This is a genomic window from Clostridium perfringens ATCC 13124 (assembly GCF_000013285.1).
GTDB classification, from domain to species: Bacteria; Bacillota; Clostridia; order Clostridiales; family Clostridiaceae; genus Sarcina; species Sarcina perfringens.
Genome location: NC_008261.1, coordinates 2,984,377 through 2,998,395, shown reverse-complemented (window position 1 = coordinate 2,998,395; position 14,019 = coordinate 2,984,377). Strand labels below are relative to the sequence as shown.

Genomic DNA, 14,019 nt, shown 5'->3' with positions numbered 1-14,019 from the left:
TAATAATAGAGCTCACCTTATTTAATATAGGGTGAGTTACTAATAATATAAGGTAGGAGGGTCAAGTAGTGATTAAGGTTTATAATACTTTAAACAAGAAAAAAGAAGAATTCATTCCTTTAACTCCAGGAGAAGTTAAAATGTATGTTTGTGGTCCTACTGTGTACAACTTTTTTCACATAGGAAATGGTAGAACATTTATAGTTTTTGATACTATAAGAAGATATTTTGAATACAGAGGATTCAAAGTTGATTTTGTTCAAAACTTTACAGATATAGATGACAAGATGATAAAAAAGGCTAATGAAGAAGGCACTACTGTAAAGAAGATTGGAGATACTTATATAAAAGAGTATTACCAAGATGCAGATGCATTAAATATAGAAAGAGCTACAGTTAATCCAAGAGCTACAGAATTTATTGGAGAGATAATAAAATTTGTTAAGGGATTAGTTGATAAAGGATATGCTTATGAAGTTGATGGAGATGTTTATTTCTCAACTAAGAAGTTTGAGGGATATGGAAAGTTATCAGGACAGAACATAGAAGATCTTCAATCAGGTGCTAGAATAAGTGTTGATGAAAGAAAAAAAGATCCAATGGACTTTGCTATATGGAAAGCTCAAAAACCAGGTGAACCAGCTTGGAATAGTCCTTGGGGAATGGGAAGACCAGGATGGCATATAGAATGCTCATGCATGGCTAAAAAATTATTAGGTGAAACTATAGATATTCATGCTGGTGGATCAGACTTAAAATTCCCTCACCATGAAAATGAAATAGCACAAAGTGAAGCTTTAACAGGTGAACCTTTTGCAAGATATTGGTTACATTCAGCCTTTGTTAATGTAAACAATGAAAAAATGTCAAAATCATTAAATAATTTCTTTACAGCAAGAGAAATATTAGAAAGATATGATGCTGATGTTATAAGATTTTTAATGTTATCAGCTCATTATAGACAACAACTTAACTTTAGTGAAGACTTATTAGAGTCAGCTAAAGCTTCAGTTGAAAGAATATACAATGCTATAGGAAACTTAGAAAACTTAATAGATGAAGTTTCTAGAGAAGAAATGAATGAGGAAGAAAAAGCTTACTTAGAGTCATTAAACAAATATAAAGAAAAATATATTGAAAAAATGGATGACGATTTTAATACAGCAGATGCTATAACGGCTATATTTGATTTAATAAAAGATACTAATACAAATATAACAATTGACTCATCAAAGGAATTAGCTCAAAAAGCTTTAGAGTTAATAAGAGAATTAGGAGCTCCATTAGGAATGTTCCAAAAATCAACTAAAGGAAATCTAGAAGAAGAGATTGAAGCTTTAATAGCTAAGAGACAACAAGCTAGAAAAGATAGAGATTTTACTTTAGCTGATAAAATAAGAGATGAATTAAAAGATAGAGGAATTGTCTTAGAAGATACACCTCAAGGTGTTAGATGGAAGATGATATAATTTAGATAATAAACTTGCAAAGGAACTTTCTTTTGCAAGTTATTATTTTAAAGAATTTTATTTGATAACTATTAAAATAAAAGTAAATTCAATAATTTAAAAAAATCTAAATTTAATCATATTAAAATCTTTGATTGAATTAGATTTGAATTTGTAGTTTAATAGTTTTAAATAAATAAATTCTATATAATTTTTAAATTAAGCTCAAACAAAAGGAGATAAGATATTGAAGAATTTATTATACAGAGAGTTTTCAGAAAGTGAAGCTAGAATGTTAAACCCACTTCAATTAGCTTTAATAGGAGATGGAGTTTACGAAGTTTTTATAAGAAACTATATATTAAGTGAAAATGCAGGTTTATCAGCTCACAAAATACATGTTAAAGCAATACAATATGTAAAAGCTAAGGCACAAAGTGACATAATAAATGCTTTAGAAGATGAGCTAAGGGAAGATGAACTTTATATTTATAAAAGAGGTAGAAATGCTAAGTCAGCAACAGTACCTAAGAATGCAAATGTTAGAGATTATAGAAATGCAACAGGATTTGAGGCTTTAGTAGGTTATTTATATCTTACTGGAAAAGAAGAAAGATTAAATGAGTTCTTATTGAAATGTATAGAAGTTCACGTTTAGGAAGGAGAAATATTAATGTTAAAAGTTAAATTATTACAATATACACCAGAACCAGAAAAGACCATAGCAGCAGCGGCTAAATTATGCTATAGTCCTGTAGGTGTTGATGATATATTAGAAAATTTAACTGATGAAGGCGCGGAAAAGTTTTTAAATATGCTTATGTCATATGGTCATATGTCACCAATAGAGCATGTTTCATTTACTTTTGCAGTAGAAGGAGTTTCAAGAAGCTTAACTCATCAGTTAGTTAGACATAGAATAGCATCTTACTCACAGCAATCTCAAAGATATGTTAAGTTAGATCAATTTGAATACATAGTACCACCAGCTATAGAAAATGATGAAGTTGCTAAAAAGCTATTTATTGACCAAATGCAAGGTGCACAAAAAGCATATGATGAAATAGTTGAAAGATTAAAAGATAAATATATTAGTGAAGGAATTGGTGAAAAACCAGCTGAGAAAAAAGCTATAGAGGATGCAAGATATGTTTTCCCTAATGCTTGTGAAACAAAAATTGTATTTACTATGAATGCTAGAAGTTTAATGAACTTCTTCCATCATAGATGTTGTGATAGAGCTCAATGGGAAATAAGAACTATGGCAGAAAAAATGGTTAATGAAGTTAAAAAGGTTGCCCCAATATTATTTAAGAATGCAGGTCCAAGTTGTGTAGCAGGTCCATGTCCTGAAGGAAAAATGTGTTGTGGAAAGCTTAAAGAGATGAGAACATTATATCTTGGAAAATAGGAATTTTTAAGGAGAGAACAAAATGACAAAGTCAGAAAATAAATATAAACAATTAACTCGTAAGCAAAAGTATGCTTTAGAAAGAGAACAAAGAGCAAGAGAAGAAAAATATGCTAGAAATACTAGAACTTTTGCTGAGGAAGAAGTTAAAGTAAGAGAAGATTTAGTAGAAGGAAGAAACGCTGTTATAGAATTATTAAAGTCAGATAAGACTATAGAGCAAATATTTATAGCTAATGGAAAAATGGAAGGTTCAATAAACAAAATTTTAGGATTAGCTAAAGAAAAGAAAATAGTTGTAAAAGAAGTTGATAGAAAGAAACTTGACTTAATGAGCGAAACTAAAGCTCACCAAGGAGTAATAGCACAAATAACTCCTTTTAAATATAGTACTGTTGAAGATATATTAGATTTAGCTAAAAGTAAAAATGAAGATCCATTCATAGTTATTTTAGATGAATTAGAGGATCCTCATAACTTAGGATCAATAGTAAGAACAGCAGAATTATGTGGTGCACATGGTATCATAATTCCAAAGAGAAGAAATGTTGGAGTAACTGGAACTGTTTATAAAGCTTCTGTAGGAGCTATTGAACATATGAAAATTGCAAAAGTTACTAATATAAATAATGCTATTGAAGAATTAAAGGCTAACAATTTATGGATATATGGAGCTGATATAGCTGGAGAAGAATATAGTTATGAAACAAACTTCAAAGGTGCTTGTGGAATAATAATCGGTAGTGAAGGTAGAGGAATGTCAAACTTAACTAAGAAGAAGTGTGACAAGTTAGTTAAAATTCCAATGGTTGGAAAAATAAATTCTTTAAATGCCTCAGTTGCAGGTGGTATAATGATGTATGAGGTATTAAAATCAAGAATAATAAAGTAGAAAAAGAGTGATGAGATGAGAGTTATATTTATAGATGGTTATAATGTTATAAATAGTTGGCCTAATCTAAAAAAGTCAAAAAATTATAGCTATGATATAGCAAGAACAGAGCTTACAGAAATGCTTGAAAATTATGCTGCTTTTAACTCTTGTAAAATTTATTTAGTTTTTGATGCTCATAAGGTTGCTGGAAATATTGAAAGCAAAGAGTTATCTGGAAATATAATTACTGTCTTTACAAAAGAAGGCGAAATTGCTGATGCATATATTGAGAGAATGGTAGATGAACTAGGAAGAAAAGTAGAAATTGTTGTTGTAACCTCGGATAGGTTAGAACAACAAACTATTTTCCAAAGAGGGGCCGTGAGAATGTCATCTATTGAATTCTACAATGAAGTGTTAAAAGTTCAGGATAACATTAGAAAAAAGGCAGAAAAAAATAAATTAGAATTAGGTAAAAATTTTTTAGGCGATACTTTAGAAGAAAGTGTATTAGAAAAATTAGAAAAAATGAGAAGAGGGTAATATTGACGAAGTCATATATAAACCTTATAATTTATTTGTAATTTATTGGATATTAGATTTTTATCTGGGGTGTAGAGAATATGGGGATTACTTATGATTTGGCTAAAATCAATAATTATGAAGAATTTAAAGATTTAACAGATAAAGAAGTAGTTATGCTAGCTAAAAATGGTGATAATATGGCTCAAGAATATGTAATAAGTAAGTATGAGCAGTTTGTAAAAGCTAAATCTAAATCATATTTTCTTATAGGAGCAGATAAAGAAGATATATATCAAGAGGGAATGATTGGATTATATAAAGCAATAAGAGATTTTAATCCAGATAAGTTTGCATCATTTAAAAGTTTTGCAGAACTTTGTGTTACAAGGCAGATAATAACTGCTATAAAAACTGCAACAAGGCAAAAACATATCCCATTAAACACTTATATTTCTTTAAGCAAACCTATTTACGAGGAAGAATCTGATAGAACGCTTTTAGATACTGTAGTAGGAATAACAATTACAGATCCTGAATCATTGGTCATAGGTAAAGAAGAGGTTGAAAAAATAGAAAGTGCAATTAATAGTGTGCTTTCTGAACTAGAATTAGAGGTATTAAATTCTTATTTAGATGGTAAATCATATCAAGAAATTGCCTGTGATTTAGATAGAGAAGCTAAATCTATAGATAATGCATTACAACGTGTAAAAAGAAAGCTTGAAAAATGTTTAAACATTAAATAATGCAATTTTTTAAAAGTATTGACAAAGAATTTTATTAGTAGTAAAATTTTTATGGCATAGGTAAATTAAATGAATGTAAGGTGCTCACGTAGCTCAGTCGGCAGAGCGTCGCCTTGGTAAGGCGGAGGTCGTCGGTTCAATCCCGATCGTGAGCTCCAATCCAAAATAAGGAAAATACAACACGCTAGGTAGAGTTTATTTGAATTTTAAAGGAGGAATTTGCAATGTCAAAAGCAAAATTTGAAAGAAGCAAACCACACGTTAACATTGGAACAATCGGTCACGTAGACCACGGTAAAACAACTTTAACAGCAGCTATAACAACAGTTTTAGCACAAGCTGGTGGAGCAGAAGCATTCAAATATGATGAAATAGATAAAGCTCCAGAAGAAAAAGAAAGAGGAATCACAATCAACACAGCACACGTTGAGTACGAAACAGCTAACAGACACTACGCTCACGTTGACTGTCCAGGACATGCTGACTACGTTAAAAACATGATCACTGGAGCAGCTCAAATGGATGGAGCTATATTAGTTTGTTCAGCAGCTGATGGTCCAATGCCTCAAACAAGAGAGCACATCTTATTATCATCAAGAGTTGGAGTTGACCACATCGTAGTATTCTTAAACAAAGCAGATATGGTTGACGACGAAGAATTATTAGAATTAGTTGAAATGGAAGTTAGAGAGTTATTAAGCGAGTACAACTTCCCAGGAGACGATATTCCAGTAATCAAGGGATCAGCTTTAGTAGCATTAGAAAACCCAACTGACGAAGCTGCAACAGCTTGTATCAGAGAGTTAATGGATGCTGTAGATAGCTACATCCCAACACCAGAAAGAGCAACAGATAAGCCATTCTTAATGCCAGTAGAGGACGTATTCACAATCACTGGTAGAGGAACAGTTGCAACAGGAAGAGTTGAAAGAGGAGTTCTACATGTAGGAGACGAAGTAGAAGTAATCGGATTAACTGAAGAAAGAAGAAAAACTGTTGTAACAGGAATCGAAATGTTCAGAAAGTTATTAGATGAAGCACAAGCTGGAGATAACATCGGAGCATTATTAAGAGGTATCCAAAGAACTGATATCGAAAGAGGTCAAGTTTTAGCTCAAGTTGGAACAATCAACCCACACAAAAAATTCGTAGGTCAAGTATACGTACTTAAAAAAGAAGAAGGTGGAAGACATACTCCATTCTTCGATGGATACAGACCACAATTCTACTTCAGAACAACAGACGTTACAGGATCAATCAAATTACCAGAAGGAATGGAAATGGTTATGCCTGGAGACCACATCGACATGGAAGTTGAATTAATCACAGAAATCGCTATGGACGAAGGATTAAGATTCGCTATCAGAGAAGGTGGAAGAACTGTAGGTTCAGGAGTTGTTACTTCAATAATCGAGTAGTTTTAAGCAAAATAACATATAGTTTATCATAATAAGGACTGGGTTAAATAACCTAGTCCTTTACATAGCCAACGTTTGTTGACACTTGTGTATATTTATGATAATGTATTTTAGTAATTAACTAGCAGTGTATTGGTAGATAGAACTACTTTTAATATACAACAAAACTGGAGGTGCTGAACGTGAGAGTAAAAGTAACTTTAGCATGTACTGAGTGCAAGCAAAGAAACTACAACACTATGAAAAATAAGAAAAACGATCCTAATAGAATAGAGATGAAAAAATACTGCAAATTCTGTAAGACTCATACTCTTCACAGAGAAACTAAGTAGTGTTTTGGATAGAAAATTCTAATGCATTATTATGGTGTTAAGGATGTGAATTTATGGCTGCAAAGCAAAATGTAAATGAAAAAAGCAGAGGCTTTGGTATAACAAAGTTCTTTAGAGGGGTTAAGGCTGAAATCAAAAGAATAACTTGGCCACCAAAAGAAGAAGCTAAAAAGGCCATTATTGCAGTAATTGTATTTACTGTAATATCTATTGCTTTAATAGGAGTAATGGATTTTGTATTTAAGAACCTCTTTGAGTTAGTGTTTGGACTTAAATAATATAAGGGAGGTTTGGTGATTTATTCACCGGTATGATATGAGTGATAGAGCTAGATGGTACGTAGTACACACATATTCAGGATACGAAAATAAAGTTAAAGCAAATCTTGAGAAGACTATAGAGAACAGAAACTTAGAATCTTTAATCTTAGACATTCAAGTTCCTATGGAAGAGAGTGCAGAAGAAAAAGATGGTAAGATAAAAGTTACTTTAAAGAAAAAATTCCCAGGATATGTTATAGTAAACATGGTTATGACAGATGAATCTTGGTATGTCGTAAGAAATACAAGAGGAGTAACTGGATTTGTAGGTCCAGGGTCAAAACCTGTACCACTTACCGATGAAGAGGTAGAATCTATGGGAGTAATGAAAACTGCTATGGATATCGACTTGGAGGTAGGAGAAACTATAAACATTATTTCAGGAGCTTTAAGTGGTTTTGCTGCTATAATCCAAGAAATAAATGTTGAAAAAGGCAAAATAAAAGCCTTAGTAGATATGTTCGGTAGAGAAACTCTAGCTGAACTAGATTTTAATCAAGTAGAAAAATTAGATTAAAAATCAGACTAACGTCTCGATCAAGTGGGAGGGCGGAAGTCCGATAATTACCACAGTATAGGAGGAATAAACTCATGGCTAAGAAAGTAACAGGAATGATAAAACTTCAACTTCCTGCAGGAAAAGCAACACCAGCACCACCAGTAGGACCAGCTTTAGGTCAACACGGTGTAAACATAATGGGATTCTGTAAAGAATTCAACGCAAAGACTGCTGATAAAGCTGGCTTAATAATACCAGTTGTAATAACTGTATATCAAGACAGATCATTCAGCTTCATATTAAAAACTCCACCAGCTGCAGTTCTTATAAAGAAAGAATTAGGCTTAGAAAGTGGATCAGGTGTTCCAAACAGAACTAAAGTTGGAAACATCACTAAAGAGCAAATAAGAAAAATTGCTGAATTAAAAATGCCAGACTTAAATGCTGCAACAATCGAAACTGCAATGAGCATGATCGAAGGTACTGCTAGAAGTATGGGTGTAGTAGTAGTAGAATAATTTATTCAAATCGGTGGGAGGTAAAAACCGCTAATACCACAAAGGAGGATTATATTAATGGGAAAGAAATATATTGAAAGTTCAAAATTAATAGATAAAAATGCATTATATACTCCAGCAGAAGCTTTAGAGCTTGCTGTTAAAACTGCAAAAGCTAAATTCGATGAAACTATCGAATTACACGTAAGATTAGGTGTAGACCCAAGACATGCTGACCAACAAGTTAGAGGAGCTGTTGTTCTTCCACACGGAACTGGTAAAGATGTTAAAGTTTTAGTTTTCGCTAAAGGTGAGAAAGCTAAAGAAGCTGAAGCTGCAGGAGCAGATTTCGTTGGAGCTGACGAATTAGTACAAAAAATTCAAGGTGAAAACTGGTTTGATTATGATGTAGTTGTTGCTACTCCAGATATGATGGGTGTAGTTGGTAGATTAGGTAGAGTATTAGGACCAAAAGGTTTAATGCCAAACCCAAAATCAGGAACAGTTACATTTGACGTAGCTAACGCTATAAAAGAAATCAAAGCAGGTAAAGTTGAATATAGAGTAGATAAGACTGCTATAGTTCACTGCCCAATAGGAAAGAAATCTTTCGGAACTGAGAAATTAGTTGAAAACTTCAAAGCTTTAATGGATGCTTTAGTAAAAGCTAAACCAGCTGCTGCTAAAGGACAATACTTAAAATCAGTTTCAGTTTCAGCTACTATGGGACCTGGAGCTAAAGTTAACCCAGCTAAAGTTTTAGATTAATTTTAATAAAGTGCTTGACATAAGTTTAAGTGCATGTTAAAATAATTTTTGTTGAAAAAGTGAATGAAAGTTTCCGTAGACAGTAGGTGCTGAAAGGCATAACGTAGAACAACCTACCGAGGGCAATTATAGTGTATATAATAGTCTTCCTATGTCTACGGGAAGACTTTTCTTATTATATAAAGCAGTTAACTAAACTGTGAGGAGGTGGACACAGTGAACAAAAACAGACAATTAAAAGAAGCTAAAGTTGCAGAGATAAAAGAGAAATTAGAAAAAGCTCAATCAGTTGTACTTGCTAGCTACCAAGGTTTAACAGTAGAACAAGATACAAACTTAAGAAAGAGCTTAAGAGAAGCAGGTGTTGAGTACAAAGTTTACAAAAACACACTAGTTACTCTAGCTGCAAAAGAATTAGGTTTTGATGGAATAGTTGAATACTTAGAAGGTCCAGTTTCAATAGCTTTCGGTTACGAAGATGCTACTGCTCCAGCTAGAATCCTTAACGATTTCGCTAAGGAAAACAAAAAGCTTGAGTTAAAAGCTGCTATAGTAGAAGGAACAGTTTACAACAAAGAGCAAACTGAGCAACTTGCTGCTATACCTTCAAGAGAAGTGTTACTTGCAAAACTTCTTGGAAGTATCAAGTCACCACTATCAAACTTTGCATACTTATTAAGTGCAATAGCAGACAAAAAAGAAGAATCTGCTGAATAATTAATAAAAATAAAAATTTAAAAAACAGGAAAGAAAATTTCGGAGGTGCGAATCATGACAAAAGAGCAAATCATAGAAGCTATAAAAGAAATGAGTGTTTTAGAATTAAACGAGTTAGTTAAAGCTTGTGAAGAAGAATTCGGAGTAAGCGCTGCTGCTCCAGTTGCTGTTGTAGGCGGAGCTGCTGCAGGTGCTGCTGCAGAAGAAAAATCAGAGTTTGACGTAGTATTAACTAATGCTGGTGCAAACAAAATAAAAGTAATCAAAGCAGTTAGAGAATTAACTGGTTTAGGATTAAAAGAAGCTAAAGAAATAGTTGATGGAGCTCCTAAAACATTAAAAGAAGCTGTAGCTAAAGAAGAAGCTGAAGACATGAAAGCTAAATTAGCTGAAGTTGGAGCTGAAGTAGAGCTTAAGTAATTAAAGCTTAATTTTAAAATATTAAAAGAGGTACTTAGTAGTGCCTCTTTTTTTTAACTCAAGAGATTGGGCGTAAAAAATAATTTAAAGTAAATTTTTTTAGAATATTGACAACGGGTATTGCCTATGATACCATAAGTAAATGTACTATTGTGTAATAGTATAAAGTTGAATATGAATTTTATGTATACTACATTAAAAAATGGGTATACTAAAAAGATGATATTGTATGTAATCCGAAAGCATAGGTCCTTAGGGAAAGTATGCTTTTGGCTATTTTAGTTTATACAAGGGGTGAAAGTTGATGGTACATCCTGTCCAAGTTGGAAAAAGAACGAGAATGAGCTTTGCAAAAGTCAAAGACGTGGCTGAAATGCCAAACCTAATTGAAATTCAATTAGATTCTTACAAATGGTTTTTAGATGCAGGACTTTATGAAGTTTTTGATGATATTAATCCTATCTCAAACTTTACTGGAAATCTTGTACTTGAGTTTGTAGGGTACACTCTAGATATGGATAACATAAAATATTCAGTTGAAGAGTGTAAAGAAAGAGACACTACTTATGCTGCACCGCTAAAAGTAGCTGTAAGACTTCAAAACAAAGAAACTGGAGAAATAAAAGAACAAGAGGTATTTATGGGAGATTTCCCATTAATGACAGAGCAAGGAACTTTTATAATCAATGGTGCCGAAAGAGTTATTGTTTCTCAGTTAGTAAGATCACCAGGTGTTTACTACAATTATAATGTAGATAAAACTGGTAAAAAACTGTTCTCTGCAACAGTAATACCTAACAGAGGTGCATGGTTAGAGTATGAAACAGATTCAAATGATGTTATCTATGTAAGAATAGATAAAACAAGAAAACTTCCTATAAGTATACTAGGAAGAGCTATGGGTTTTGGAAGCGATCAAGAACTTCTTGAGTATTTTGGTGAAGAAGAAAGATTCAAAGCTACAATAGAAAAAGATAATACTAAGACTAAAGAAGAAGCATTATTAGAAATCTATAAGAGATTAAGACCAGGTGAACCACCTACAGTTGATAGTGCAATTAGTTTAATAGATTCTTTATTCTTCGATGCTAAGAGATACGACTTATCAAGAGTTGGTAGATACAAGTTTAACAAAAAACTTGCAATTGGTTTAAGAATAGCTAACCAAATAGCAGCAGAAGATATAGTAGATAAATTAACTGGTGAAGTTTTAGTTGCAAAAGGTGAAAAAATATCAAGAGCTAATGCTGAAGAAATCCAAAATAGAGGAATAAATTCAGTTGATGTTTTAGTTGAAGACAGAGTAATTAGAATTATTGGTAACCACTTTGTAGATATACATAAGTGTGTGGACTTCGATATATCAGATTTAAATATCAGAGAATTAGTTCACTACCCAACATTAAGAGAGATCTTAGATAACTATTCTGATGAAGAAACTATAAAAGAAGAAATCAAAAAGAATATGACAAGACTTATTCCTAAGCACATCATCAAAGATGATATATTCGCTACAATAAGTTACCAAATTGGCTTAGCTTATAATATTGGATATGTTGATGATATAGACCACTTAGGAAACAGAAGATTAAGAAGTGTTGGTGAGCTTTTACAAAATCAATTTAGAATTGGTTTATCAAGAATGGAAAGAGTAGTTAAAGAGAGAATGACTATTCAAGACCAAGAAGCTATAACACCACAACAATTAATCAATATAAGACCAGTAGCAGCAGCTATAAAAGAGTTCTTTGGAAGCTCACAGTTATCACAGTTCATGGATCAAACAAACCCATTATCTGAGTTAACTCATAAGAGAAGATTATCAGCTCTTGGACCAGGAGGTCTTTCAAGAGAAAGAGCTGGTTTCGAAGTTAGAGACGTTCACCACTCTCATTATGGTAGAATGTGTCCTATCGAGACTCCAGAGGGACCAAACATAGGTCTTATAAACTCATTAGCTACATATGCTAAAGTTAATGAGTATGGCTTTATTGAAACTCCTTATAGAGTTGTAGATAAAGCAGAAGGTAGAGTAACTGGTGAAATAAGATACTTTACTGCAGATGAGGAAGACCAATACCTAGTAGCTCAGGCTAATGAACCATTAGACGAAAATGGATGCTTTATTGATAAGAAAGTAACTGTTAGAGATAAAGGTGAGGTATTAGTAGTTCCAAGTAAGGATGTTGACTTAATGGACGTTTCTCCAAGACAGCTAGTATCTGTTGCAACAGCAATGATACCTTTCTTAGAGAACGACGACGCATCAAGAGCCCTAATGGGATCAAACATGCAACGTCAAGCAGTTCCTTTATTAAAACCATATGCTCCAATAGTTGGTACTGGAATAGAATACAAAGCAGCTGTAGATTCAGGGGTTCTTCCTAAAGCTAAAAATGCTGGTGAAGTAGTTTATGTAAGTGCTAACGAAGTAAGAGTTAAGAGAGAATTAGATGGTGGTGTTGATACTTATAGACTTCTTAAATTCAAGAGAAGTAACCAAGGTACTTGTATAAACCAAAGACCAATAGTGGCTAAAGGTGACTGGGTACTTAAAGGTGAAGTATTAGCAGATGGACCTTCAACTGATTTAGGAGAAATAGCTTTAGGTAAAAACATAAGAATGGGATTCATTACTTGGGAAGGATATAACTACGAGGATGCTATGCTTATCTCAGAAGAGTTAGTTAGAGAAGACGTATTTACATCAATCCATATAGAAGAATATGAATGCGAAGCTAGAGATACTAAATTAGGACCAGAAGAAATAACTAGAGATATTCCAAACGTAAGTGAGGATGCTTTAAAAGATATAGATGAAAGAGGTATAATCAGAATCGGTGCTGAGGTAAGATCAGGAGATATTCTTGTTGGTAAAGTAACACCAAAAGGAGAAACTGAACTTACTGCTGAGGAAAGATTATTAAGAGCTATCTTTGGTGAAAAAGCTAGAGAAGTTAGAGATACTTCTTTAAGAGTTCCACACGGGGAAGCTGGTATAATAGTAGATGTAAAAGTATTTACAAGAGAAAATGGTGATGATTTATCACCAGGAGTTAATGAACTTGTAAGATGTTACATTGCTCAAAAGAGAAAAATATCTGTTGGAGATAAGATGGCTGGTCGTCACGGTAACAAAGGGGTTATCTCAAGAGTATTACCAGAAGAAGATATGCCATTCTTACCAGATGGTAGACCACTTCAAATATGTTTAAACCCACTAGGGGTTCCATCTCGTATGAACATCGGTCAGGTATTAGAGGTTCACTTAGGATGGGCTGCAAGTGCATTAGGATGGCACATTGCTACACCAGTATTTGATGGTGCTACAGAAACTGATATAGAAGATTGCTTAGAAAAAGCAGGATACAATAGAAACGGAAAAACAGTTTTAAGAGATGGTAGAACTGGTGAAGAGTTTGATAACGAAGTAACAGTTGGTATAATGTACATCTTAAAACTTGCTCACTTAGTTGATGATAAGATCCATGCTAGATCAACAGGACCTTACTCATTAGTAACTCAACAGCCACTTGGTGGTAAGGCACAATTCGGAGGACAAAGATTCGGAGAGATGGAGGTTTGGGCATTAGAAGCATACGGTGCTGCTCATACTCTTCAAGAAATACTTACTGTTAAGTCAGATGATGTTGTAGGTAGAGTTAAAACTTACGAAGCTATTGTTAAAGGTGAAAACATTCCTGAACCAGGAGTGCCAGAATCATTTAAGGTTCTTATTAAAGAACTTCAAGCTTTATGCTTAGACGTTAAAGTTTTAAATGATAATAACCAAGAAGTTAAATTCAAAGAATTAGCTGAAGATGATGATGAAATCGAAGTATTAGAAGTTAACATGGAAGGTACTGAAGATTCAACAACAGAAGAAGCTAAAGAGGAAAAAGGGGAAGCATACATCCCAGCAGAAGAAATTGATGAAGAAATAGACTATGAAAACATAGACTTATTAGACTTCACAAGTGATTTAGACATAGAAGATGATTTTAACTAGGATATAAAGTGTTCCCTTGCTCATGAGAGTAAGGG

The 14,019-nt window shown here is 33.1% G+C and carries 15 protein-coding genes, 1 tRNA gene and 1 other annotated feature; all 16 genes read left to right on the top strand.

Annotated features, from left to right (window positions below; all coding sequences use genetic code 11):
• Positions 1–71: 71 nt before the first annotated feature.
• The 16 genes from cysS to rpoB all read left to right on the top strand — a co-directional run bounded on the left by cysS (position 72) and on the right by rpoB (position 13,984).
• A complete protein-coding gene (gene cysS, locus CPF_RS13365; RefSeq protein WP_025648643.1) occupies positions 72–1,469 on the top strand; it encodes a cysteine--tRNA ligase in 1,398 nt (465 codons plus the stop codon).
• 226 nt (positions 1,470–1,695) lie between these two features.
• Positions 1,696–2,106, top strand: a complete 411-nt coding sequence (locus CPF_RS13360; RefSeq protein ID WP_003459297.1) for a Mini-ribonuclease 3 — start codon at positions 1,696–1,698, stop codon at positions 2,104–2,106.
• 15 nt (positions 2,107–2,121) lie between these two features.
• Positions 2,122–2,859: an FAD-dependent thymidylate synthase gene (gene thyX, locus CPF_RS13355; protein ID WP_003452247.1), complete on the top strand. Its 738-nt coding sequence runs from the start codon at positions 2,122–2,124 to the stop codon at positions 2,857–2,859.
• A gap of 22 nt (positions 2,860–2,881) precedes the next feature.
• Complete coding sequence (gene rlmB, locus CPF_RS13350; protein ID WP_003459298.1) at positions 2,882–3,751, top strand: 23S rRNA (guanosine(2251)-2'-O)-methyltransferase RlmB; 870 nt, start codon at positions 2,882–2,884, stop codon at positions 3,749–3,751.
• Between the two features lie 15 nt (positions 3,752–3,766).
• Entirely contained in the window at positions 3,767–4,276 is a 510-nt protein-coding gene (locus tag CPF_RS13345) for an NYN domain-containing protein (RefSeq protein WP_003459316.1), read from the top strand.
• A gap of 80 nt (positions 4,277–4,356) precedes the next feature.
• Complete coding sequence (gene sigH, locus CPF_RS13340; protein WP_003459372.1) at positions 4,357–5,004, top strand: RNA polymerase sporulation sigma factor SigH; 648 nt, start codon at positions 4,357–4,359, stop codon at positions 5,002–5,004.
• Positions 5,005–5,086: 82 nt separating this feature from the next.
• Positions 5,087–5,162, top strand: a tRNA-Thr gene (locus tag CPF_RS13335).
• A gap of 66 nt (positions 5,163–5,228) precedes the next feature.
• Positions 5,229–6,422 (top strand): elongation factor Tu, encoded by a 1,194-nt coding sequence (tuf, locus tag CPF_RS13330; RefSeq protein WP_003452162.1) that lies wholly within the window; start codon positions 5,229–5,231, stop codon positions 6,420–6,422.
• 182 nt (positions 6,423–6,604) lie between these two features.
• A complete protein-coding gene (gene rpmG, locus CPF_RS13325) occupies positions 6,605–6,754 on the top strand; it encodes a 50S ribosomal protein L33 (RefSeq protein ID WP_003482374.1) in 150 nt (49 codons plus the stop codon).
• A 53-nt stretch (positions 6,755–6,807) separates the two neighbouring features.
• Positions 6,808–7,032, top strand: a complete 225-nt coding sequence (gene secE, locus CPF_RS13320; RefSeq protein ID WP_003479237.1) for a preprotein translocase subunit SecE — start codon at positions 6,808–6,810, stop codon at positions 7,030–7,032.
• A 37-nt stretch (positions 7,033–7,069) separates the two neighbouring features.
• A complete protein-coding gene (gene nusG / locus CPF_RS13315; protein ID WP_003452167.1) occupies positions 7,070–7,591 on the top strand; it encodes a transcription termination/antitermination protein NusG in 522 nt (173 codons plus the stop codon).
• 74 nt (positions 7,592–7,665) lie between these two features.
• Positions 7,666–8,091 (top strand): 50S ribosomal protein L11, encoded by a 426-nt coding sequence (gene rplK / locus CPF_RS13310; RefSeq protein WP_003452181.1) that lies wholly within the window; start codon positions 7,666–7,668, stop codon positions 8,089–8,091.
• Between the two features lie 57 nt (positions 8,092–8,148).
• Positions 8,149–8,838 carry a 50S ribosomal protein L1 gene (gene rplA / locus CPF_RS13305; RefSeq protein ID WP_003452172.1) on the top strand — a complete coding sequence of 230 codons (690 nt, stop codon included), beginning with the start codon at positions 8,149–8,151 and terminating at the stop codon, positions 8,836–8,838.
• 55 nt (positions 8,839–8,893) lie between these two features.
• Positions 8,894–9,020, top strand: a sequence feature (ribosomal protein L10 leader region).
• A gap of 34 nt (positions 9,021–9,054) precedes the next feature.
• Positions 9,055–9,555: a 50S ribosomal protein L10 gene (gene rplJ, locus CPF_RS13300; protein WP_003452177.1), complete on the top strand. Its 501-nt coding sequence runs from the start codon at positions 9,055–9,057 to the stop codon at positions 9,553–9,555.
• Between the two features lie 54 nt (positions 9,556–9,609).
• Complete coding sequence (rplL, locus tag CPF_RS13295) at positions 9,610–9,975, top strand: 50S ribosomal protein L7/L12 (RefSeq protein WP_003452170.1); 366 nt, start codon at positions 9,610–9,612, stop codon at positions 9,973–9,975.
• A gap of 304 nt (positions 9,976–10,279) precedes the next feature.
• A complete protein-coding gene (rpoB, locus tag CPF_RS13290) occupies positions 10,280–13,984 on the top strand; it encodes a DNA-directed RNA polymerase subunit beta (protein ID WP_003460611.1) in 3,705 nt (1,234 codons plus the stop codon).
• Positions 13,985–14,019: the final 35 nt, after the last annotated feature.

Coding starts and splice junctions, on each gene's coding strand:
- thyX (WP_003452247.1), top strand. CDS start 2,122: ATGTTAAAAGTTAAATTATTACAATATACACCAGAACCAGAAAAGACC.
- CPF_RS13345 (WP_003459316.1), top strand. CDS start 3,767: ATGAGAGTTATATTTATAGATGGTTATAATGTTATAAATAGTTGGCCT.
- rplK (WP_003452181.1), top strand. CDS start 7,666: ATGGCTAAGAAAGTAACAGGAATGATAAAACTTCAACTTCCTGCAGGA.
- secE (WP_003479237.1), top strand. CDS start 6,808: ATGGCTGCAAAGCAAAATGTAAATGAAAAAAGCAGAGGCTTTGGTATA.
- nusG (WP_003452167.1), top strand. CDS start 7,070: ATGAGTGATAGAGCTAGATGGTACGTAGTACACACATATTCAGGATAC.
- rlmB (WP_003459298.1), top strand. CDS start 2,882: ATGACAAAGTCAGAAAATAAATATAAACAATTAACTCGTAAGCAAAAG.
- sigH (WP_003459372.1), top strand. CDS start 4,357: ATGGGGATTACTTATGATTTGGCTAAAATCAATAATTATGAAGAATTT.
- tuf (WP_003452162.1), top strand. CDS start 5,229: ATGTCAAAAGCAAAATTTGAAAGAAGCAAACCACACGTTAACATTGGA.
- rpoB (WP_003460611.1), top strand. CDS start 10,280: ATGGTACATCCTGTCCAAGTTGGAAAAAGAACGAGAATGAGCTTTGCA.
- rplL (WP_003452170.1), top strand. CDS start 9,610: ATGACAAAAGAGCAAATCATAGAAGCTATAAAAGAAATGAGTGTTTTA.
- rplA (WP_003452172.1), top strand. CDS start 8,149: ATGGGAAAGAAATATATTGAAAGTTCAAAATTAATAGATAAAAATGCA.